The 22,817-nt window shown below is 62.0% G+C and carries 19 protein-coding genes; 11 read left to right on the forward strand and 8 right to left on the reverse strand.

Annotated elements, in window-relative coordinates; translation table 11 throughout:
- The first annotated feature begins 31 nt into the window (after nucleotides 1–31).
- From AUJ55_03790 to AUJ55_03835, 10 genes are read left to right on the forward strand one after another with little or no spacing between them, the layout of a single operon-like run.
- Nucleotides 32–1,021: a hypothetical protein gene (locus AUJ55_03790; GenBank protein OIO59172.1), complete on the forward strand. Its 990-nt coding sequence runs from the start codon at nucleotides 32–34 to the stop codon at nucleotides 1,019–1,021.
- Nucleotides 1,022–1,070: 49 nt separating this feature from the next.
- Nucleotides 1,071–2,984 (forward strand): asparagine synthase (glutamine-hydrolyzing), encoded by a 1,914-nt coding sequence (locus AUJ55_03795; protein ID OIO59173.1) that lies wholly within the window; start codon nucleotides 1,071–1,073, stop codon nucleotides 2,982–2,984.
- On the forward strand, nucleotides 2,981–4,105 hold the full coding sequence (locus AUJ55_03800) for a UDP-N-acetylglucosamine 2-epimerase (GenBank protein OIO59174.1): 1,125 nt from the start codon (nucleotides 2,981–2,983) through the stop codon (nucleotides 4,103–4,105). The genes AUJ55_03795 and AUJ55_03800 overlap by 4 nt, the downstream gene beginning before the upstream one ends.
- 8 nt (nucleotides 4,106–4,113) lie before the next feature.
- Entirely contained in the window at nucleotides 4,114–5,184 is a 1,071-nt protein-coding gene (locus AUJ55_03805) for a hypothetical protein (GenBank protein ID OIO59175.1), read from the forward strand.
- 7 nt (nucleotides 5,185–5,191) lie between these two features.
- Entirely contained in the window at nucleotides 5,192–6,412 is a 1,221-nt protein-coding gene (locus tag AUJ55_03810; GenBank protein OIO59176.1) for a UDP-N-acetyl-D-mannosamine dehydrogenase, read from the forward strand.
- Nucleotides 6,413–6,433: 21 nt separating this feature from the next.
- On the forward strand, nucleotides 6,434–8,572 hold the full coding sequence (locus AUJ55_03815) for a dehydrogenase (GenBank protein OIO59201.1): 2,139 nt from the start codon (nucleotides 6,434–6,436) through the stop codon (nucleotides 8,570–8,572).
- Nucleotides 8,569–10,185, forward strand: a complete 1,617-nt coding sequence (locus AUJ55_03820) for a hypothetical protein (protein OIO59177.1) — start codon at nucleotides 8,569–8,571, stop codon at nucleotides 10,183–10,185. Before AUJ55_03815 ends, AUJ55_03820 begins: the two co-directional genes overlap by 4 nt.
- Before the next feature lie 4 nt (nucleotides 10,186–10,189).
- Nucleotides 10,190–11,371 (forward strand): glycosyltransferase WbuB, encoded by a 1,182-nt coding sequence (locus tag AUJ55_03825; protein ID OIO59178.1) that lies wholly within the window; start codon nucleotides 10,190–10,192, stop codon nucleotides 11,369–11,371.
- Nucleotides 11,368–12,378 carry a hypothetical protein gene (locus AUJ55_03830; GenBank protein ID OIO59179.1) on the forward strand — a complete coding sequence of 337 codons (1,011 nt, stop codon included), beginning with the start codon at nucleotides 11,368–11,370 and terminating at the stop codon, nucleotides 12,376–12,378. The genes AUJ55_03825 and AUJ55_03830 overlap by 4 nt, the downstream gene beginning before the upstream one ends.
- An 18-nt stretch (nucleotides 12,379–12,396) precedes the next feature.
- A complete protein-coding gene (locus tag AUJ55_03835; GenBank protein OIO59180.1) occupies nucleotides 12,397–14,241 on the forward strand; it encodes a polysaccharide biosynthesis protein in 1,845 nt (614 codons plus the stop codon).
- Here the strand turns inward: AUJ55_03835 and AUJ55_03840 are convergent.
- Nucleotides 14,238–16,163 carry a YgiQ family radical SAM protein gene (locus AUJ55_03840; GenBank protein ID OIO59181.1) on the reverse strand — a complete coding sequence of 642 codons (1,926 nt, stop codon included), beginning with the start codon at nucleotides 16,161–16,163 and terminating at the stop codon, nucleotides 14,238–14,240. The genes AUJ55_03835 and AUJ55_03840 overlap by 4 nt on opposite strands.
- 110 nt (nucleotides 16,164–16,273) lie before the next feature.
- Here AUJ55_03840 and AUJ55_03845 point away from each other — a divergent pair, with 110 nt between their 5' ends.
- A complete protein-coding gene (locus tag AUJ55_03845) occupies nucleotides 16,274–18,178 on the forward strand; it encodes a hypothetical protein (protein OIO59182.1) in 1,905 nt (634 codons plus the stop codon).
- 19 nt (nucleotides 18,179–18,197) lie between these two features.
- Here the strand turns inward: AUJ55_03845 and AUJ55_03850 are convergent, their stop codons facing one another.
- The 7 genes from AUJ55_03850 to AUJ55_03880 form a co-directional block, all read right to left on the reverse strand.
- Entirely contained in the window at nucleotides 18,198–19,331 is a 1,134-nt protein-coding gene (locus AUJ55_03850; GenBank protein ID OIO59183.1) for a pyridine nucleotide-disulfide oxidoreductase, read from the reverse strand.
- A gap of 170 nt (nucleotides 19,332–19,501) precedes the next feature.
- Entirely contained in the window at nucleotides 19,502–20,065 is a 564-nt protein-coding gene (locus tag AUJ55_03855) for a hypothetical protein (GenBank protein OIO59184.1), read from the reverse strand.
- Between the two features lie 92 nt (nucleotides 20,066–20,157).
- On the reverse strand, nucleotides 20,158–21,207 hold the full coding sequence (locus tag AUJ55_03860; GenBank protein OIO59185.1) for a ribosome small subunit-dependent GTPase A: 1,050 nt from the start codon (nucleotides 21,205–21,207) through the stop codon (nucleotides 20,158–20,160).
- Nucleotides 21,208–21,274: 67 nt separating this feature from the next.
- Nucleotides 21,275–21,664: an ABC transporter ATP-binding protein gene (locus AUJ55_03865; protein ID OIO59186.1), complete on the reverse strand. Its 390-nt coding sequence runs from the start codon at nucleotides 21,662–21,664 to the stop codon at nucleotides 21,275–21,277.
- Nucleotides 21,665–21,669: 5 nt separating this feature from the next.
- Nucleotides 21,670–21,861: a hypothetical protein gene (locus tag AUJ55_03870; GenBank protein OIO59187.1), complete on the reverse strand. Its 192-nt coding sequence runs from the start codon at nucleotides 21,859–21,861 to the stop codon at nucleotides 21,670–21,672.
- A 54-nt stretch (nucleotides 21,862–21,915) separates the two neighbouring features.
- Nucleotides 21,916–22,353: a thioredoxin gene (locus AUJ55_03875; GenBank protein ID OIO59188.1), complete on the reverse strand. Its 438-nt coding sequence runs from the start codon at nucleotides 22,351–22,353 to the stop codon at nucleotides 21,916–21,918.
- A 66-nt stretch (nucleotides 22,354–22,419) separates the two neighbouring features.
- Nucleotides 22,420–22,752 (reverse strand): hypothetical protein, encoded by a 333-nt coding sequence (locus AUJ55_03880; protein ID OIO59202.1) that lies wholly within the window; start codon nucleotides 22,750–22,752, stop codon nucleotides 22,420–22,422.
- Nucleotides 22,753–22,817 lie beyond the last annotated feature (65 nt).

Raw genomic sequence — 22,817 nt, forward strand, 5'->3', positions numbered from 1 at the left:
ATAATTCAATAAAGACTTGCATAGAATGAGCATGAAAATCTGTTTTTTTGCCCGGGTACGCGACAAAGCACTCTTCGAAGTTGTCGAGTTTTACAAGGTCGACATCGACGCACTGCGTGCCTTGGGGCACGAGGTGGTTTGCGTGAACACCTTCGGGGAGTTGCTGCGCACCCGGTGCGATCTGTACTACATCTGGTGGTTCGGTTATGGGGTGTTCCCAACCTTGCTGGCCAAACTCAAGGGGCGTCCAGCCGTGATGACGGGGGCGGTTCACACCACCAACTGCGGTAGCCTGGCAGATTGGCCGTTTCACAAACGCATCCTGATGGAATTGGCCATGAAGCTTGCCGACCGCAACCTGTTCATCTCCAACACCGATTTCAAGAAGTTGGGATCGTTCGAGGCTCCGGGCCCCGAGATCGCCTACTGCGCGGTCGACACCAAGGTCTATTCCCCCGATGCAGAGGTCCCCAAAACCGACACGGTCGTGACGATTACCCATCTGACCAAGGAGAACGTCGCTCGCAAGCTGCTACTGGAATCGATCGAGGCGTTCGCCCTGTTCTCGAAAAGTCATCCGACCTACACCTACCAGATCTGCGGCTCGTTTGGTGACGCGGTGGAGGATGTACGCCAGCGCAGCCGGGAATGCGGCGTCGAGGACAAGGTGGTGCTGCACGGCCGGGTTTCGCACCAAGACAAAATCGCCTTCTTGCGTGCAGCAAAGGCCTACCTTCAGCCCTCGACCTGCGAAGGGTTTGGATTGGCGATCCTGGAGGCCAAAGGGTGCGGCACCCCTGTGGTGACCTCGCCCGAGCCGTGCATCCTCGAAATCAACGGCGACAGCGTCATCTACGGTCAAACGCAGCAGGAGTGGGCGGAGGGTTTGGCCCGCTTGGCCGACGATCCCTCCTATTTCGAGGCGATGCGCCGCACGGGGCTGGAGCGTCTGGAGCGCTTCACGGTCGAGGCCCGGCGTAGGCAGTTGCAGCGGATTCTCGCCTCGCTGGAGCACCGCTGATGCCCACCACTGTTTTGATGCGCCATCCAGAGGCCAGGGGGACGACACCGTGTGCGGCATAGCCGGTTTTTCGGGCCGTTTTCCCGAGTCCTCCCTGCGACTTATGGGGCAGAAGATCGTTCATCGCGGCCCCGACGACGCGGGGTATTTCCATCGGTCCGAACAGGGGATCGGTCTGGCCCACCGCCGTTTGTCGATCATCGACCTGTCGGCGACGGGGCATCAGCCGATGCTCGATGCCTCGGGGCAGGTGGCCATCGTCTTCAACGGCGAGATCTACAACTTTCGTGAGCTGCGCAGCGAGTTGGAGTCGGGGGGGCACACCTTCCGGGGCCATTCTGACACCGAGGTGTTGTTGCATCTGTACCTGGCCCGGGGCGAGGCGATGCTGCCGTTGCTCAACGGGGTATTTGCCTTTGCCATTTGGGACGGGCGGTCGCAAACGCTGTTGCTGGTTCGCGACGGGATGGGGGTTAAGCCCCTCTATTACGCCCAGACCAACGCCGGAGTGGTGTTCGCCAGCGAATTGAAGGCGCTGCTGGTCCATCCCGAGGTTGAACGCAGCATCGATCCCCAGGCGGTGTGGCAATACCTGACCTACCTATGGTGTCCGGCGCCGCGAACCATTCTGGCCGGGGTGAAAAAGGTGTTACCTGGCCATGCCATGTCGATTCGCGACGGTAAGATCGAGCGGCAGTGGCAGTATTACGAGCTCCCCTACGATCAGGCGATTGAGCCATGGTCGGCCGAGGAGGCCGCCCGACGGGTCGAGGAGTCGGTGCGCACTGCCGTGACGCGGCAGATGGTCGCCGACGTACCGGTAGGAGCCTTCCTGTCGGGGGGGCTCGATTCGAGCGCGGTGGTCGCCTTCGCCCGTCAGGTCGAGCCCGAGGTCAGGCTTCAGTGTTTCACCATCGCGCTCAAGGGGGGGGGGCAGGAGGGGTTCGCGGACGACCTCCCTTACGCCCAGCGGGTGGCCCGCCACCTGGGGGTTGATCTGCACACCATCGAGGTGGGCCCCGAAATCACCGGCCACCTGGCGCAGATGCTTTACCATCTGGACGAACCGCAGGCCGATCCGGCCCCCCTCAACGCGCTGTTCATCTCGAAATTGGCGCGGGAACACGGCATCAAGGTGCTGCTGTCGGGGGCGGGGGGGGACGATATTTTCAGCGGTTACCGCCGCCATTTTGCCCTGCAACAGGAACGTTATTGGCAGGGGCTGCCCCGCTGGAGCCGCAGGATGCTCGCCGCCGGGGCGCATCGTTTGCCGACGGGACATCCCGCGCTGCGCCGCCTGCGCAAGGCCTTTGAGTACGCCGACCTGCCCACCGACGAGCGGCTGGCCAGCTACTTCTTCTGGGGGCGTCCCGAACGGTTGCAGCGTTTGCTCGCCCCCGAGGTCCGGGCCCAGCTGCGCGACACCTCGCCCGCCGACCCGTTGGTCCAGGCCCTCGGCCGGGTCCCTGCGCATCGCGACCGGCTCGACAAGATGCTCTTTCTTGAAAGCAAATTCTTCCTGGCCGACCACAACCTCAACTACACCGACAAGATGGGGATGGCAATGGGGGTCGAGGTCCGGGTCCCCTTGCTTGATCCCGATCTCGTGGCGCTCGCCACTCGTTTGCCTGTGGCGTTCAAGCAGCGGGGTCGGGAGGGGAAATGGATCTTCAAGAAAGCGATGGAACCTCATCTGCCCCATGACGTGATCTACCGCCCCAAGACCGGGTTCGGCGCCCCGCTGCGCACTTGGTTGCGCGGCGAAAGTCAGCTTCAGCCGTTGCAGCGCGACCTTCTTTCCCGTGAGGCGATACGCAGCCGGGGGATCTTCGATCCAGACGAGGTGGCGGCGCTGGTCAAGGAGGATGCCCAAGGAAGGGTCGACGCCAGCTACACCATTTTCTCTCTGATGTGCATCGAGCTGTGGTGTCGCATCTTTTTGGATGAAACCGTAACCCCATGAAAAAAGCGCTGATTGTGTTCGGGACCCGCCCCGAGGCCATCAAGATGGCGCCGGTTGTGCGCCGGATGAAGGAGTCGTTTGCCGGAGAGGTCCGGGTGTGCGTCACCGCTCAGCACCGGCAGATGCTCGATCAGGTTTTGAACCTGTTCGGCATCGTCCCCGAGTACGACCTCGACCTGATGAAACCGGGGCAGGATCTGACCGACATCACAGCCCATGTACTGCTGGGATTACGGGTGGTGTTGGCCGAGTTTCAGCCGGATGTTTTGCTGGTGCACGGCGATACGACCACCACCTTTGCCGCCGGTCTGGCCGCCTACTACCAGCGGATTGCGGTCGCCCATGTCGAGGCGGGGCTGCGGACCGGTAACCGTTACTCCCCCTGGCCCGAGGAGATGAACCGCAAGCTGACCGGGTCGCTGGCGACGTTTCACTTCGCGCCGACCTCGACCTCACGCGACAATCTGCTGCGCGAGGCGGTCCCGGCGCACGAGGTATACGTCACCGGCAATACGGTGATCGACGCTCTGCTCGACGTGGTGGCGATGATCGAGGCCAATGAGGGGCTGCGTGCCGATCTTGATGGGCGGTTCGCTTTCCTTGATCCCGCCAAACGGACCATCTTGATCACCGGCCATCGGCGCGAGAATTTCGGGGCGGGGTTCGAGCGTATTTGCGCCGCGCTGGCAAGGCTGGCCGAGCGGGAGGATGTGGAGCTGGTGTATCCGGTCCACCTTAATCCCAACGTGCAGGAGCCGGTGCGCCGCCTGCTGGGGGCGCGCTCCAACATCCATCTGATCGAGCCGTTGGACTATCTACCCTTCGTCTACCTGATGAACCGGGCGCACCTTATCGTCACCGACTCCGGTGGCGTTCAAGAGGAGGCCCCCTCGCTGGGCAAGCCGGTGTTGGTCATGCGTGACACCACCGAACGACCCGAGGCGGTTGCAGCGGGGACGGTGAAACTGGTGGGGACCGACGCCGAGGTGATCGTGCGCGAAACCGAACGTTTGCTTGATGACGGGCAGGCCTATCGGGCGATGGCGTACGCCCATAACCCGTACGGCGACGGAAAGGCGGCGCAGCGCATCGGCGAGGTTTTGACGGGCGCGTTCTTATGAACGCCAATATGGAGAGGGAATCGTTTGCTAATATTCTAAGAGGTGTGGCAAGCCTGAGTGTGCTGATCGCGCATTACATCGGGGTATTTAACTTGTTACGGGGTGGGTACGCAGGGTTTGAACCCCTGGCCGAAAGCCCTTTGCCCTACTGGGATGCCGTAAGGTTCTATATTCCGATGTTTAATTACGGTCCCTTCTGGGTCGCACTTTTTTTTCTAATCAGCGGGTTCGCTATTGCGCTAATGGTCGCGAGACTTAGCGAATATGAACACTGGAAAACGGCTTTTATAACTGGACGTGTATTTCGTATTTGGCCTACCTATTTGATTGGTTTGTCCATCACCATAATGGCCTTCTATATCGCAGGTATTGCCACTGGAATCGGCTATCATCCCGACTTCTTAAAAGTGGTTGTTCAGCTGGTGACTTTGATGGACTTGCTCGGTGATGGCGTCGTTTGGACGTTGGGCATAGAAATCAAGTTCTATGCATTGTGTGTGATGTTTTCAGCCTCGATTTTGTATGGGCGTTTTGCCCTCTTCGTAGGGTTGTCGTTATTGGCGATAATCGAAATGTTGTTCGGCCAGACCCATCCCTTACTGGAGGCCATTCTTTTTGCGCCAAAATACATCGTTTTCATGCTTGCAGGGGTTGCTTTCGCCCTTCATTACCGTGGCGTGTATAAAAATCGAGAACTTGTAGGGATGGCGGTGGCAAGTTATCTGGTTTTTGCCGTATGTAGTGTCCCTGAATTGCGGTTCAACTATTTACTTGCACTGATCGTGTTCGCCGCTATGTATTTGGGGCGCGAACGTATTCAATCAAATCGTTTTTTCGATTTCTTTGCCAACATCAGTTATCCACTTTATGTCAGCCATGCCGCCATGGGTTACGTAGGTATGAGGATGATGATCGGGGGCGGGGTTCCTCCAGAGCTGGCATTGTTTATTCAAACCACAACGGCGTTATTGGTAGGATGGACCATCCACCGTTACGTAGAAACTCCCACCCACATCCTCGGTAAAAGAAAAACCAAAAAAACCCTGAATTATTTCAATCGCAAGACGGTTTCTGCGTGAGGTTTCAATGTTGAAAAGTCAACGGGTCTGTGTCGTCGGTCTGGGCTACATCGGTCTGCCGACGGCGGCGCTTTTGGCCAATGCCGGTTACAGCGTGCACGGCGTCGACGTCAATCCGCATGCGGTCGAGATCATCAACCAGGGCAAGATCCACATCGTCGAGCCCGACCTCGATACCTTCGTCCATTCGGCGGTGGCCTCGGGACGACTGAAGGCGGCGCTGACCCCGGTGTTGGCCGACATCTTCATGATTTGCGTCCCCACCCCCTTTCTGCACGACGACAACCCCATCCCCCAGCCCGACCTGAGTTACGTCGAGGCGGCTGCCAGAGGGATTGCCGACTTCGTACAGCCCGGCAACCTGATTATTTTGGAGTCGACCTCGCCGGTGGGGACGACCGAGACGATCCGAGACGTTCTGGCGGGGTGCGGGATCGACGTCGCCATGCTGCACTTCAGCTATTGCCCCGAGCGGGTACTGCCGGGGCGGATCATGATCGAGCTGATCGAAAACGACCGGGTGGTGGGGGGGCTGACCCCCGAGGCGACCGAGCTGACGGCGGCGTTTTACAAGACCTTCGTGCAGGGGGAGGTCCTCAAGACCACCGCTCGGACGGCGGAGATGTGCAAGCTGGTGGAGAACAGCTCCCGCGATGTTGGCATTGCGTTCGCCAACGAGCTGTCGATGTTGTGCGACGGGCTGGGGATCGACGTCAACGAGCTGATCCGCTTCGCCAACCGCCACCCCCGGGTCAACATCTTGCAGCCTGGCTGTGGCGTTGGCGGCCACTGCATCGCCGTCGATCCCTGGTTCATCGTGGCCAAGGATCCGGTCCATTCGAACCTGATCCGCACCGCCCGCGAAGTGAACAACTACAAAAACCGCTGGGTGATCGAGAAGGTCAAGAACGCGGCGTTGAAATTCCAGATCGAGCACGGACGTCCAGCCCGCATCGCCTGCATGGGACTGGCCTTCAAACCCGACATCGACGACCTGCGTGAATCCCCCGCCCTGGCTGTTGCCCTGGCTTTGCAGGGGGAGAACTTTGATGTTCTCGCCGTCGAGCCGAACATCGAATTCCATCCTGAACTTGAGCTACGGCCGCTGACCGGCGGGGTGGCCGAGGCCGATCTGGTGGTCTTCCTGGTCAAACACAAGCAGTTCGTGGGACTCGACACCGCGAACCGGCAAGTCCTCGATTTTTGCGGCGCTACCCTTTCGGCATAAGCCGTTATTATGGAGTTTTTGATGAAGCAGATTTTGCAGAACCTCAAGAGCGGTGAGACCGAGCTGGCCGAAGTTCCCTGTCCCACTGTGGGGCGGGGGCAGGTGCTGATCCGTACTCAGGCCAGCCTGATTTCGGCGGGAACCGAGCGGATGCTGGTCGATTTTGGTAAGGCCTCCCTGATCGACAAGGCCCGCCAGCAGCCCGAAAAGGTGAAACAGGTGCTCGACAAGGTCGTCACCGACGGCCTGTTCGCCACCTTGGACGCAGTACAGAGCAAGCTGGGGCAACCCATCCCCTTGGGTTATTGCAATGCTGGGGTGGTGATCGGAGTTGGCGAGGGGGTGACTGAGTTCGCCGTGGGCGACAGGGTCGCCTCCAACGGCAATCACGCCGAGATCGTCCGGGTTCCTAAAAACCTGTGTGCGAAGATTCCCGATGGGGTCGACGCCGAGGCGGCCGCCTTCACTGTGCTCGCCGCCATCGCCCTGCAAGGGATCCGTTTGGCCAAGCCCGAGCTCGGTGAGCGGGTGGCGGTGGTCGGCTTGGGGCTGATCGGGTTGGTCACGGTGCAGTTGCTGCGGGCCCAGGGTTGCCAGGTGTTGGGAATCGACCTGGACGAGGGCAAGCTCGAAATGGCCCGCCGCTTTGGGGCCGTAACCGTCAATCCGGCCAAGGGGGAGGATCCGGTTGCCGCCGGGATGGCCTTCTCGCAAGGACGGGGGATCGACGCGGTGTTGATCACGGCGGCGACCAAGTCCAACGAGCCGGTCAGCCAAGCGGCGCAGATGTCGCGCAAGCGGGGACGGATCGTGCTGGTGGGGGTGACCGGTCTGGAGCTCAACCGCTCCGAGTTTTTCGAAAAGGAGCTGACCTTCCAGGTGTCGTGCTCCTATGGTCCGGGCCGTTACGACCCCTTTTACGAGCAGGAGGGGAACGATTATCCCATCGGCTTCGTGCGTTGGACCGAGCAACGCAATTTCGAGGCGGTCCTGGGGTTGATGGCCAGGGGGGCGGTCGACGTGAATCCCCTGATTTTGCAGCGTTTCGCCTTCGACGATGCCGTTCGCGCCTATGCCACCCTGACCGAGGATCGCGGCGCTCTCGGGATCGTGATGACCTACGGCGATTCCGAGGCGGCCCTGGAGCGGACGATTGTGCTCACGCCTCCCCGACAAAAGGTTGCGACCGGTCAGGTGAAGATCGGCGTCTTGGGGGCGGGCAATTACGCTTCGCGGATGTTGGTGCCCACCTTCCAAAAGGCGGGAGCCCAATTCGGCGCGGTGGTGACCAGCGGCGGCTCCGACGGCGCCAACATGGGACGGAAGATGGGGTTCGAATCGGTATCGACCGATACGGCCCAGATCTTCGACGACATCTCGATCAACACCGTCGTCGTCGCCACCCGGCACGACTCCCATGCCCATTTCGTCGTCCGGGCGATCGAAGCGGGCAAACACGTTTTCGTCGAAAAGCCGTTGGCACTGCGTCTGGATGAACTGGAGAAAATCCAGGCAGCGTGGAACCGTCGGGCCGAGAGTGGCGCCCCCATGCCGGTGCTGATGGTCGGTTTCAACCGCCGTTTCTCCCCCTTGGTCGAGACCATGCGCTCGCTGCTCAAGACGGTGCGGGTACCCAAGGTCTTTGTCTACACCTGCAATGCCGGCAACATCCCCGCCGACCATTGGGCCCAGAACATCGAGTCCGGCGGCGGTCGCTTGGTGGGGGAGGCCTGTCACTTCATCGATTTGGTGCGCGATCTGGCCGGTAGCCCCCTCGTCGAGGCTCATGTCATGACCATGGGGCGCAATCCGGCGATGGAGATTGTCGACGACAAGGCCACCATCACGCTGCGCTTCGAGGATGGTTCCATCGGGACCATTCACTATCTGGCCAACGGCGGGAAGAAATTCCCCAAGGAGCGGTTTGAGGTGTTTGCGGGCGATGCCGTGCTGCAACTGGACAACTACCGCGAACTGCGCGGCTATGGCTGGCCCGGCTTTAAAAAGCAAAAGCTTTGGGCTCAGGACAAGGGGCAAGAGGCCTGCGTGGCCGCCTTCCTCAAGTCGATCACCGAGGGTGGGGAGGGCCCCATTGCGCTGGAGCAGATTTGGGAGGTCGCCAAGGTCTCCGTCGAAATCGCCGAGGCAGCCCGCCGGTGAAGTTGGCTCTGTATTTCCATACGCTGCGGTATTTGCGCCCGATCCAAATTTTCGGGCGCATTGCCATCAAGTTCCGTCGCCCCCCTCCCGACCTCAGTCCCCCCCCTGCGCGCAGAGCGCCTGTGACCTCGTGGCAGGCGCCTTGTCGCCGTCCAGCCAGCATGTCGGCGGCCGACACCTTCCGGTTTTTGGGTGAGACCAGAAGCATTCGCACCCTGGGGGAATGGAACGATCCGGCCGCCGAAAAACTGTGGTTGTACAACCTGCACTACTTCGACGATCTCAACGCCGAAGGGGGGTGGGAGCGGGCCGAATGGCACCGGCAACTGATCGAACGCTGGGTGGTGGAAAACCCGACCGGCCGGGGCAACGGTTGGGAGCCCTACCCTAGCTCGGTGCGCATCGTGAACTGGATCAAATGGACCTTGGACGGCGGGGATTTGTCAGCGCAAGCGCTGGCTAGCCTCGCGGTCCAGGTGCGGTTCTTGTGCGGGCAACTCGAATTTCATCTGCTGGGCAACCACCTGCTTGCCAACGCTAAGGCGCTTGTTTTTGCAGGGTTGTTTTTCGAGGGGGACGAGGCGCGGCAGTGGCTGGAGCGGGGGCTGGAGATCCTCGCCGACGAGCTGCCCGAGCAGATCCTGGGCGATGGCGGCCACTTCGAATTGAGTCCGCAATACCACAGCCTCATCCTCGAAGACCTCTTGGATTTGACCAATGTCGCCCGAACGTTCGGGAACACTTTGCCGATCAATTTCGGCTTGATCGGGGCCATGCGGCAGTGGCTTGCCGTCATGTGCCATCCCGACGGGGAGATCGCGTTTTTCAACGACGGGGCATTCGATGGGGCTCCTCGTCGCGACACCCTGGAGCGGTATGCCGCCCGTTTGGGTTATGCCCCCAGCCAGGAGCCCCCGCCGGGGATCACGTACTTGGAGGCCAGTGGTTACATCCGCTTGCAGCACGACGCTGCCGTCGCGTTGTTGGATGTGGCCCCCATCGGCCCCTCCTATCTGCCGGGCCATGGCCATGCCGATGCCCTGTCGTTTGAACTTTCGGTGGCGGGGCAGCGGATCGTCGTGAATTCGGGCACCTCGCTGTATGGAACCGGCCCCGAGCGTCAGCGCCAACGCGGCACCGCTGCCCATAGTACCGTCGTGGTGGATGGGGCCGACTCGTCCGAGGTGTGGGGCGGGTTTAGGGTGGCGCGTCGGGCCCGAGTGACGGTAGGGGCGACACGGGACGACGCCCAAATGCAGGAGGTCGAGGCCTCCCATGATGGTTTTCGTCGGTTGCCGGGGCACAACATGCATCGTCGGCGCTGGCGTTTGGGCCGTGGAATGCTTGAGGTTGACGACGAGGTGACCGGAGCATTCGGCTGGGCCGAGGCGCGGTTTCACCTGCACCCCGCCATTCGCATTTCGGAAACGGCGCCGGGGCAGGTCCGTTTCGAAGGACCGGATGGCGTGGAGGGGCACTTCGGGGTTGTTGGGGGCGCGTTGCGGGTGGAGCCCGGAACCTGGCATCCCCGCTTCGGGACGTCGATTCCCAATGTGTGTCTGGTGGCGCGGTTGAGTGGCCCCAAGTTGCAGATCCGCATCCAATGGAGATGACGGTTTGAAAATACTGGCACTGTGTTTCTTCTTTAAGCCCGATCTATCCGCAGGCTCTTTCCGGGCGACGTCCGTGATCGACGCCTTAAGAGAGCGGATGCCGGAAAGTGGTCACATCGACGTTCTCACGACGCGTCCCAACCGGTACAGCAGTTTTTCCGTCGAAGCTCCGTTGCAGGAGCAGCTACCGGGCGTATCGATCACACGAATTGCCCTTCCCGGTCACAGTAGCGGCATGTTGGATCAGGCCAGGGCCTACGCCACCTTCGCACGCCAGGTTTTGCGCCATGTGCGCGGTCGGGAATACGACCTTGTGTTCGTGACCTCCGGCCGACTGATGACGTCGGTTTTGGGGGCTTGGATCGCACGCCGACGGCACATTCCTTACTACCTTGATATCCGCGACATCTTCGTCGATACCATCAAGGATGTACTGCCCCGACATTGGGCGGTTGTGCTCAAGCCGTTCTTCTCGGTTCTGGAGCGCTTTGCTGTTACAACTGCGACGCAGGTTAACCTGATTTCGCGGGGGTTTGCCGAGTATTTCAAGAACCGGTATCCGAACAAGGAATTCACCTACATTACCAACGGCATCGACGACGAATTCATGTCGGAAAAGGCGTTACCCGTCCCACAACGGGAGGACGGCAGAGTCGAAGTCGTCTATGCGGGCAATTTTGGCGAGGGACAGGGACTCCATGCGATCATGCCGGCTTTGGCCAAGCGGATGCGGCGGCAAGTTGTGTTCAAAATTGTCGGCGATGGGGGAAGACGACAGGCTCTGCTGGATGCTCTTGCCAAGGAGGGGGTCGACAACGTAGAGGTACTTCCTCCCATCAGCCGGGATCGACTCGTCGAGGTCTATCGCACTGCCGATGTGTTATTCCTGCATCTGAATGATTACGACGCCTTCGAAAAGGTGTTGCCCTCGAAAATATTCGAGTACGGAGCGATGGGAAAACCCATCTGGGCCGGGGTTGCAGGGTATGCCGCCCGGTTTGTGGACGAAGAACTCGACAATGCCGAGGTGTTTCCACCATGTGACGTGGAGGCGGCCGAGCAAGCGTTTGCCCGACTCAGCTTGAAACCGACCCCGCGCACGGCATTCGTCGCAAAATTCGGTCGCGCCCGATTGGCGCAACAAATGGCCGATGCCGTGTTGGCTCTGGCCGGGAGGCAGCCATGACGACGGTCGTTTCGCTGGCGCTGGCGCTGGCGGTTTCCCTGTGGACGAGCTGGTACTTGGCCCGTCCTGATGCGCACTGGCAGATTCTCGATCACCCCAACGAACGCTCCTTACATGATCGCCCTACCCCTCGCAGCGGGGGGCTCGGAGTGTTGGCCGGATGCGCAGTCGGCTGGGGGGGCTTGGCGATTTGGGGGCAATGGCCGATTGGGTTGGTCGGCGCCGCCGTTGGGGTGGTGTTGCTTGCCGTCGTCTCCCTGCTCGACGACATCAGGGGGCTTTCTCCCCTGTCCCGGTTTGCCGTGCATGGGGTGGCGGCGGCGTTGTTGTTGGGAGGGGGGATAGGGGAAGTCTGGGAAGCCCGGTGGGGCGTTGCGACTCTGTCGGCTCAGATTGCATTGGGGTTCGGCGTCGTCTGGGTCATCAATTTGTACAACTTCATGGACGGCATGGATGGTTTTGCCGGCGGGATGGGGGTGTTCGGGTTCGGCAGTTTGGGGGTGCTCGGCATGTTGGGAGATGCCCCCGGGTTTGCAGGGGTGTGTTGGGTTGTAGCGGCCGGCAACGCCGGGTTTCTCGTGTTGAATTTCCCCCCCGCCAAAATCTTCATGGGGGATGTGGGCTCCACCCCGATGGGATACTGCGCCGCCGCCTTATCCTTGCTGGGCATTGCCGAGGGGCTGTTCCCCTGGTGGGCCCCTCTACTGGTCTTCGCGCCGTTTTGGGTCGATGCCACCGTGACCTTGATGCGCAGACTGATGCAGGGGGAGAAGGTCTGGCGACCGCACCGCAGCCACTATTATCAACGCTGGGTGCAATTGGGCTGGGGGCATCGCCGTACCGTGCTGGCCGAGTACGGGCTCATGGCTTTGGGGACGATCAGCGCGGTCGCCGCAACCGCATGGTTGTCGAGCATATTTGCCCTGTGGGCATTGTTGTTGGGATGGTGCGGCGTGTATGCCGTGATCGCCTATCTCACCCACCGCCAAGAACTTCGCGGCAACTGAAACGTGGATATCGAGGCCATGAAGGTTTTGAAAAGCCGATGGTTGGTCATCCTGCACGACCTGTTCTGGGTGCCTGCAGCCCTGATCGGAGCGTACTGGTTGCGCTTCAACCTTGGCAGTATCCCCGATCTCTTCTTCGATCGGATGTGGGCGCTTGTTGGTTTGGCTGTTCCCATCCAATTGGCAACGTTTTGGTGGTTCGGCCTGTACCGGGGCATTTGGCGTTTCGCCTCGATGCCCGATTTGATGCGTATTGTTCAGGCGGTGGGGGTGGGCAGCCTGGTATTGGGATTGGCGGCCGTGCAGATTTACCGAATGGTGGATATCCCACGGAGTGCCCTGCTGCTTTATCCGATGCTCCTGGTGTTGGGTTTAGCGGGGCCGCGGTCGCTCTATCGGTGGCTTCAGGACCGCCGTTCGCACCATCGGCGCCGGGGCGAGTTGCGGGCGTTGGTGGTGGGATCAGGGCGGGAGGCCGAGGCGCTGATCCGCGGTTTGAGCCATCAAGGGGGCTACCTGCTGGTCGGCCTGATCGACGGTCACCCCAAGAAGCAGGGGCGGGAGTTGCTCGGGGTTCGGGTTTTGGGGGTTCCGGAGCAGGTCCTGGATCTGATCCGTGCGTACCACATCGACGTCGTCTTATTTGCGGCCGACGACGTCGAAAAGGTGGTGCTGGAGCAGGTCGTGGAGGCCTGCGGCCAGGCCCACATCCCCGCCCGCATCCTCCCCTCCATGCGGGATATGGCCGATGGGAAGTTCGAGGTCTCCAAGCTGCGCCCGCTCACCGTCGAGGACATCCTTGGGCGTCAGCCCATTCTGCTCGACATGCAGGCCATCGGCTCCTACCTGAAGGGCAAACGGGTTCTGATCACCGGCGGGGGGGGCTCCATCGGTTCGGAGTTGTGCCGCCAAATCGCGGCGCGAGCCCCCGAAAAACTCATCATCCTGGAACACGGGGAGTTCAACCTTTACCAGATTGAACGGGAGATCCGCGCCCTGCATCCCGGCCTGAATCTGGTCCCCGTCCTGGGGGATGTTCGGGATCCCCACCGGGCGCAGATGGCATTTGAGCAACATCGTCCCGAGGTGGTGTTCCACGCAGCAGCCTACAAACACGTCCCCATGGTTGAAGCCAATCCGGAGGAGGGGGTCTTCAACAACGTCATGGGGACCAAAGTGATCGCCGATTTGGCCGACCGCTACGGGGCCGAACGTTTTGTGTTGGTCTCCACCGATAAGGCGGTCAACCCGACCAACGTTATGGGGACCACCAAGCGGGTGGCTGAGATCTACTGTCAGAATCTTGCATTGCGTTCAACAACCCGCTTCATCACCACCCGGTTTGGCAATGTTCTTGGTTCGGCCGGCTCGGTTGTCCCTCTGTTCCAGGAGCAGATCGCCAATGGGGGGCCGGTGACCGTGACCCACCCCGAAATCACCCGCTATTTCATGACGATTCCCGAGGCGGTGGGATTGATCCTGCAAGCTGGGAGCATGGGATCGAGGGGGGAGATCTTCGTGCTCGACATGGGGGAGCCGGTGAGGATTCAGGATCTGGCCGAGCAGATGATCCGTTTGTCGGGCAAGGAACCGGGTCGCGACATCGAGATCGTCCATACCGGCCTGCGCCCCGGCGAGAAGCTCTTCGAGGAGCTCTTCCACGAGACCGAAGCGTTGCAGGGGACCAACCATCCCAAATTGTTGTTGGCGGCGGCACGGCGGGTCGATTGGAACTGGTTGTTGGCCGAACTAGCCACACTGGAGGAGGTCGGACGGTCGCAGAACGAGGCGATGCTGCGGGAACACCTGCAAAAGCTGGTACCAGAGAGCCGGCTTCTCACTTCGCCGCAGACCGTCGCTTAATCGCGCCCCCGCCCTCCCTTCGCCGCTGTGCCGGGCCGCCTGCCCCGTGGCGCCAGAGCGCGGCTGGTGTCGCGCCCCGCAGATCCGCCGCCGCTGGGACGCGATGGGGATCCCCCCCGCAGCGCCACCCCCGGCGGCACCAACGCCCCCCTCCCCACCCCGATCAAATCCTTCCTCCCCATCTTGAGTAGCGCCCCCCGAATCAACGGCCAATTCTTGGGGTCGTGGTAACGCAGCAGCGCCTTATGCAGCGCCCGTTGCCCGGCCCGTTTGGGGATTTCGACCGGGGGCAGGCTCTTTTTCAGGGTGTTGCGTCCGGTGTGGTACATGGCGGTGGCAATGGCCATGGGTGATGGCAAAAACGTTTGCACCTGGTCGACCCGGTAGCGATGCCGTTTGAGCCACACCGCCAGGTTGACCATGTCGGTGTCGGTGGTGCCGGGGTGTCCGGCGATGAAATAGGGAATCAGGTATTGCTCCTTGCCCCCCTTTTTCGACAACCGCTTGAACAGGGTGTCGAAGCGGTCGAAGACCTCGATTCCCGGCTTGAGCATGCAGTCGAGCACCCCCTTCTCGGTGTGTTCGGGCGCTACCTTCAGATACCCCCCCACATGGTGGCGCACCAACTCCTCGACATACTCGGGACTACGTAACGCCAGGTCGTAGCGCACCCCGCTGCCGATGGTCACGGTGTGCACATGGGGGATGGCTCGCACCGCCCGGTAAAGCTCGATCAGGGGGGTGTGGTCGGTGTTGAGGTGCTCGCAGATGTCGGGATGCACGCAGGCGGGGCGGCGGCAGGCAGCCTCGATCTTGGGGTCGGAGCAGTGCAACCGGTACATGTTGGCGGTCGGTCCCCCCAGGTCACTGATGTACCCCGTGTAGCCCGGCGTTTTGGCCCGTATCTCCTCGACCTCGCGCACAATCGACCCCTGGGAACGGTTCTGAATGATCCGCCCCTCGTGCTCGGTGATCGAACAAAAGGTGCATCCGCCGAAGCAACCCCGTTGGATGGCGATCGAAAACTTGATCATTTCGTAGGCGGGGATGTGGGCCTGGCCGTAACTGGGGTGGGGGCGGCGGGCGAAGGGCAGGGCGTAAAGGCGGTCCATTGCCGTAGTTTCCAGCGGCAGCGGTGGGGGGTTGATCCAGACGATCCGCTCCCCGTGGCGCTGGGCCAGGGGGCGGGCGTTGAAGGGGTTGGTTTCGCGGTGGAAAAGGTGGTCGGCCTGGGCGAAGGTGGCTGGGTCGTCCCGCACCGCTTCAAAGGGGGGCAGAGCAACATGCTCAGGGAGCGGCGTGTTTTTCGGCAACAACCGCGCCGTCCCCCGAACATTGCCGATGTCGCCGATGGCCTCCCCCGCTTGCAGCCGGGTCACCAATTCGGTTAGCGCTGCCTCGGCGTTGCCGTACAGCAGTAAATCCCCCTTGGCGTCGAGCAAAATCGAGCGGCGTACCGTGTCGGACCAATAATCGTAGTGGGCGATGCGGCGCAGGCTGGCCTCGATCCCCCCCAACACAATCGGCACCCCCTTGAAGGCCTCGCGGCAGCGCTGACTGTAGACGATGCTGGCTCGGTCGGGCCGTTTGCCCCCCTGCCCGCCGGGGGAGTAGGCGTCGTCGGAGCGGATTTTTCGGTTGGCGGTGTAGCGGTTGACCATCGAATCCATGTTCCCCGCCGTCACCCCGAAGAAGAGGTTGGGGCGTCCCAGTTTTTGGAAGTCGGCCACCGTGTTCCAATCGGGCTGGGCGATGATCCCCACCTTAAGCCCCAAGGATTCGAGCAAACGACCGATCAACGCCATGCCGAAGGCGGGGTGGTCGATGTAGGCATCCCCGGTAACCAGGATGACGTCGCAGTTTTCCCAGCCGAGCTGATCCATCTCGGCGCGGGACATGGGGAGGAAGGGGGCGGGATTCATGGGGTGTCGATCTGCATGTGAAGGGTGGCTGGACGAACGCTCAAAACGTGTGCGAGTCTAGCACGCATCGGTCGTTTGGCGGCACGGCAACCAGGGAGTCAAAGGGCGGAATGTCAATTCGGATCATCTTGTTCGTGGCGGTGACGGTGATGCTGGTGGCGGTCGAGTCGGTCGGCACCTGGATCGGCAACCGCCACGTCAAAATAGAGATGGAGGCGCTCTCGCGCCAACAGCTCAATGTTTCGGCATTGGTGTTGCGCGACACCTTGATCGAGATGATGCGCATGGGGGTCGACGACGAGGATCTGCATAACCTCTACGCCCGTTTCAGGCGGATGCAGGGGGTGCGCGACCTCAGGGTTTGGGTCGCCCCCTCGGTGGTGCGCGATCACGACCTTCAAACCCCCCACCACATCATCGACGACCGCCCCGAATGGATCGGATTGGCGCAGGACTCCCCCCGCATGTTCTGGCAATCCGACGCCACCCCTCCCACCTTGAGATTCCTCCACGCCGTGCTGGCCGAGGAGCAGTGCTTGCAATGCCATGTCAGCGCCCAGGAGGGGGATATGCTGGGGGTGATCGACATCGACATCGACATGAGCCAGGTGCAACAGGCGGTGGTCCACAATCAGTGGGAGCAACAGACCATTGCCATCGCCGAGCTGGGGTTGATGTTGGCGCTCCTGCTCCTCCTGGGCGAATGGCTGGTTTTTCGCCATTTGCGCCATCTGCGCGAGGGGATGGAGCGGATGATGAGCAACGGCCACACCCTGGTCGCCATCCCTGGCGAATCGGGCAACGAAATCGGGGCGCTGATCTCTGGGTTCAACCGCATGGCCCAGCGCATCCGCGATCTGCTGTTGGAACAGCGCAACACCATCGCAACCCAAACCCAGGAGTTGTCGGTACTGCTCGAAACCAGCCACGCCCTCTCCGGCGCGGTTGATCCGCTGCGCTCCCTCGACCGCTTGGCCGAAAACCTGACCCGAGCCAGTGAGACGGCGGCCTGTCAGATCTTGCTTTGGCAAGAGGGGCAGGAGGGGCGCGTACTGGAACGGCAAGGCCGCTTCCCGGTGCGCACGCTGCCCGCCATTGCCGACCCCGCATGGGCGACGGTGCGGTTGAACGAATGCCCCGTCATCGCTCGGATTTTAGAAGAGAGGCGGCACAAGGTGGTCGAGCGGGGGGAAATCGTGCAGCTGTGCGACCGGCAGGTGTTGTTGCTTGGCGGGGGGAGGGCAGCCTTGGCGATCCCGTTGCTCAGCCGCAGCGAGGTCTTGGGGCTGGTGGTGCTGACCGAGTTCCGCGATGCCGACCGGGCGCCCATCACCCCGCGCAAGATCGAGCTGTGCAAGGCGATGGTGTTTCAGGCCGGGGCGGCGCTGGAGGATGTGCGGCTGCACGACCGGCTGGTTAAGCAGTTCAATGAGTCGGCCCTGGCGATGGCCGAGGCGGTCGACAAGAAATCGCCCTGGACCGCCGGTCATTCCCGCCGGGTGACCCAATTCGCCCTGCGGCTGGGCAAGGCGTTGGGTTGGGAGGAGGAACGGCTGGAGCTTTTGCGCATCGCCGGGCTACTGCACGACATCGGCAAGATCGGCACCCCCGGCGCCATCTTGAATAAGGGTGGTCGGCTCGACGACGCGGAATTTGCAGCCATGCGGCGCCATCCGGTCGACGGCGCCCAGATTTTGGGGCGGATGACCCCCTTCAAGCCGATCATCCCCTTCGTGCGCCACCACCACGAGCGTTTCGACGGCCGCGGTTATCCCGACGGTTTGCGGGGGACCGAAATCCCCATCGAGGCACGGGTTTTGGCGGTGGCCGACGCCTTCGACGCCATGATCGCCGATCGCCCCTACCGCAAGGCGATGTCTTGGAACGAGGCATTGGATCAGTTGCATCGGGGCTCGGGGAGCCAGTTCGATCCGGGGGTGGTGGCGGTGGCGCTCACCGTTTTTTCGGATCAAGCGGGGGATGGGTGGGTGGTCGGTGGGGACGATGCCGAATGAAGAGACCGCCCCGTCCGATTTACCCGAATTGTTTGATGTAATACTGCTCAAAAAACCGTTTGCCCCAGTGGAACAGCCTCCCGCCGGGCAACATAAAGCTGCGTTTTTCGCTGCGGTAGACCAGCATCGCCCCGTCGAGGTGGTCGAGCATGCAGACCAGCTCGGTTTTGGGAATGGCGGCCGGCCCCTTGCCCCGCAGGGCATCGAGCAGGTTTTCCACCGCCGCCTTGGCTTGCAGATCGGCCATGTGGGCCTGCTTGGGCAGCCAGTCGGGTCCGGGAAAACTCCCCGCATCCCCCGCCACGAAGAGTCGCTCCATTCCCACCGCCCGGCAGTAGGCGTCGGCCTGCACGAATCCCCCCGGCGAGAGTTCCAAGCCGCTCTGGGCGAGCCAGGCGGGTCCAGTCAGCCCCGGCATGAAGCAGATCAGATCGGCGGCGACCTCTCCCCCTTCGGTCACAACCTTGCCCTCTTCAAAGCGGACCATCTTGTGGCCCAGGTGGATTTGGATCCCCCGGTCGGCCAATTCAGCCAACAGGTGTTCCGCCGCTTTGTCGCCCATGCGCTGCCCCGGTTTGGGGGCGGGGCTGAAGAAGGTCAGCTCGAAGTTGTCGCGCTTCCAATGGCGGCGCAGCCAAGTGTCGATCCCCAACATGAGTTCGAACATCGGCCCCCCCCGCATGGCGGCGGGCTCTTGAGGATTGCCGGCAAAACCAAAGGCGATTTTCCCCCCCTCCATACTGCGCAGTTTGTCGCGGATTTGTTCTGCGGCCGGGATCCCCTCGCACAGGGTGACGGCGTGCTCAATCCCCGGCAGTTTCTTGATGAAACGTCCGCCGCTGGCGATGAGCAGGGCGTCGTTTTCCACCTCCCCTTTGTCGGTGCGCACGATCCGTCCCCCCTCGCGCAGGCCAGTGACCTGGGCCGGGAAGAACTTGATTTTGTTCTGCTGCAAGAACGATTGCAGGTTGACCGTTAGATCCCGCCCCCGCCGCTGCCCGGTCGGGATCCAGATCAGGCTGGGGAGGTAGACGAATTCGGGCTTGGGCGCGACCAGGGTGATCTCAAGATCGGGGGGGCCGAAGCGACGCAGTTGGCGGATGGCGGTGACGGCGGCGAACCCGGCGCCCAGGATGACGATGTGTTGAGCCATGGCACGAACCCGCTGAGGAGGAAGGGGTGGAATTTGATGGGGGGGAGCCTGACGACAAAGGGGCGTCAAGGCCCGGTATTCGATCACGGCGTCCAGGCACGATAAGGCAAGAAAACCAAAAGCCCCGTGGGTTTCAAGCCACGGGGCTTTTTCGGTGGGACTGGCTGGAATCAGCGCCGAGGCGGCTGTCCACCCTCCTCCATCCGGTTGCGGCGCTGCTCGCGGCGGCTGTCGAGCTGTTGCAGCTGTTCGGGGGTGAGGAGTTTGCGGACATCGCGCCAGTGCTGGAGGTGGGCGAGTTCCGCTTGGATCAGCAGCTCGTGTTTGGCTTGGATCGCCGCCGTGAGGTCGGCATCGGTGGTGGCGGGGTCATTGCTCAAGGCCCGTACCTTGTCGATGGCTTGACGAATCTGCTCGCGCTCGTTGCTGCGTTGTTGAAGGAATGAATCGCGCAGCGCCTGAATCTTGGTCTTTTGCTCGGCCGTCAGATTCAGTGCATCCCAGCCACGCCCCATCCCAGGGGCGGGCCGTTTGGCTCCAGGCGCCGCCATGCCCGATTGTCCCGGCATGCAGGGTTGTCCCATGCCGGGGTGTCCCATGATGCAGGGTTGCCCCATGCAGGGGCTCGACTGCATCGGGGCTTCGTCCCATTCGTCGCCATCGTCTTCGGCCATGGCGGGAAGGGCGGCCATGACGAAACAACCTGCCAAGATCGGTGCTAGCCAATGTCTCATGATCTACTCCTGTGTGTGAAAAGCGCGACCGCTGCCGGGTAGGGTCAGGATGGATGCTCCAGCGGGGGGGCGGTTCCCTGGGGCTGAAGGCGTCAGCCGCGTCGATGACGCACGGGGCGCCCCTTTTTGTCTGGAACGCTCAACATGTGCTCGATCTCTTCGATCTCCCGTTTCATTTTCAGGTAGTTGTTCCAGCGCCCCGCCGCTAGCTCCCCCGCATCGATGGCCGCCTGAATGGCGCAGCCCGGCTCGTTGCTGTGGGTGCAGTTGGAAAAACGACAGCTTCCCAAAAGACCTTCAACATCGGGAAACAAAGCGTCGAGCGACTCGCGTCCCTCCCACAGTTGCAGCTCCCGCATGCCGGGGGTGTCGATCAGCATCCCCCCCGCCTCTAGAAGCAACAATTCCTTATGGGTAGTGGTGTGGCGACCTTTACCGTCTTTTGCCCGAATTTGCTGGGTTGCCATCTTTGCCTGGCCGCTCAGGGCGTTGATGAGGGTCGATTTGCCCACCCCCGACGACCCCAGCACCGCCACCGTCTGCCCCGGCCCCAGATAGGGATCGAGCGCCTCCAGCCCCGAGAGGGTCAGGGTGCTGACCGGGTGGACCGGCACCTGGGGGGCGATGGCGTGGACCGAGGCGACCACGGCGGCGAGGTTCTCTTCTAGGTCGGCCTTGGTCAGAAGCACCACCGGCCTGGCGCCCCCCTCTTGGGTGAGCAGCAGGTAGCGTTCTAGACGGCGTAGGTTGAAATCGCGGTCGCAGGCGGTGGCCAGAAAGAGGGTGTCGATGTTGGCGGCGACCACCTGCTGGTCGGCCTCCAGCCCCGACATGCGCCGGGCGAAAAGGGTTTTGCGGGGCAGCAGCCCCTGGATGGTGGCCCGGTCGCCGGTCGTGGGTCGGATGGCGACCCAATCACCCACGGCGGGAAAGTCGATCCTTCCGCTGGCCTGATGGCGCAGACGCCCCGAGACCTCCGCCAGGTATTCCCCCGAGGCGGCGGCAACCCGGTAGATGTTCTGGTGCTGGGCGACGATGCGGCCCGGTTCGGCCCGTTTGCCGACCCAGGGCTGGTAGCCGGTTTCGAAGAATTCGTCCCAGCCCCAGAGGGTAAGGGGGGTGTGGGCATGGGGGGGGGTCATGGTTTAAGTCCCCAAAAGAAAACCCCCAGCCGGATGGCTGGGGGTTTCAAGGTCGTGCGGCGGCCGATCAAATTGCATCCAGCGCTTGTTGCATCAGCTCTTTGACGGGACCGGCAACCTCGGTTAGGGCCGGATTGCCGGGGACTCCGAGCATGGCTTGGGGATCGATCATGCTCACCACCGTTTGCCCGGCTTCGTTTTCGTAAACGATGACGTTGCAGGGCAGCAGCAGCCCCAGCTCCTCTTCGATTTGCAACGACTGGGCGGCATAACGGGGATTGCAGGCGCCAAGAATGCGGTAAGGACGGCGCTCGTGGCCGATTTTTTCCTTCAGGATGCCGGCCACGTTCAGATCGAACAGGGTGCCGAAGCCGACCCCTTTGAGGGCCTCTTTTGTGCGCTCGACCACCTCGTCCATCGAGCCGGCGACCACCTTGCGGAAACCGTAATCGGCCATGGGACTCAGCCCTCCTTGCCTTTGGTGTTGAGCTTCAACGGCACATAGAGGGGGCACCAGCCGAGGACGGCGGTAGCCAGGGGAATCAGGCCAATCCAGCCCCAGGGGGTCTGGGGACCAACGAAGACCAGGGTAACCAGAATGAGACCGACGACGAAGCGGGCCCCGCGATCGACACTGCCCATGTTTGCTTGCATTGGGTGCTCCTTTCCTTTGGTGGGTGAGAGGTACGTGGCGGACCGGGGTCCGGGTTAAGCCAGATGTTGGTTCAACCAGCTATCGAGCTGCCCCTTGGGGAGGGCGCCCATGATGGTATCGGCATGTCGCCCCCCCTTAAAGAGCATCAGGGTAGGGATCGAGCGAATCGCAAAGCGGCTTGAAAGGCCAGGGTTTTCGTCGGAGTTGACCTTGACGATTTTCAGCGACTGCTCCCGCTCGGCCGCGATCTGTTCCAGCACCGGCCCCACCATACGACAAGGGCCGCACCAGGGCGCCCAAAAATCGACCAACACCGGCAGGGGCGATTGCAGCACCTGCCGGTCGAAGGTGGTGTCGCTGGCGACGACCGGTTTGCCCGGCAGCAGCGTTTGTTTGCACTTGCCGCAGGTCGGTTGTTCGCCAAGTCGAGCGACAGGCACCCGGTTGAGCGCCCCGCAAGCGGGACAGGGGAGGGTCAGGGTTTCGCTCATGGGGCCTCCGGGGTGTTATAGGTCGTTATGGGTCTTATGAGTTCTATAAGACCTATATCTCAAGATTTACCGCTCCACCGCATACCCAGCGCTCTGCCACGCCATCGTGCCGCCCCCGACGTTGACGATCTCGTTGGTCAGCTTGGCGCCGCTCAGAATCACCGCCGCCTGCCCCGAGCGATTGCCGGAGCGGCAGATCAGGGCGATGGGGCGCTCCCCCGCCAGTTTTTGAATCCGAGGGATTGCCCGTTCCACTTCCGACAGGGGAATCAACACCGCCTTGGGGGCGTGGCCGGCGTTGTATTCGGCCGGGGTGCGCACGTCGATCAACAGCGGTGGCTGGTCGCTGCTCATCATGGCGTTCAGGTCGTTCACCGAGATTGTCTTGATCCCGGCCATGGCGGTAGAGATCGGGCCCTTGAGCAGGATGAAGGCGATCAGTGCGAAGGCGGCGATCCAAGGCC

Source organism: Proteobacteria bacterium CG1_02_64_396 (assembly GCA_001872725.1).
Taxonomy (GTDB): domain Bacteria; phylum Pseudomonadota; class MNWR01; order CG1-02-64-396; family CG1-02-64-396; genus CG1-02-64-396.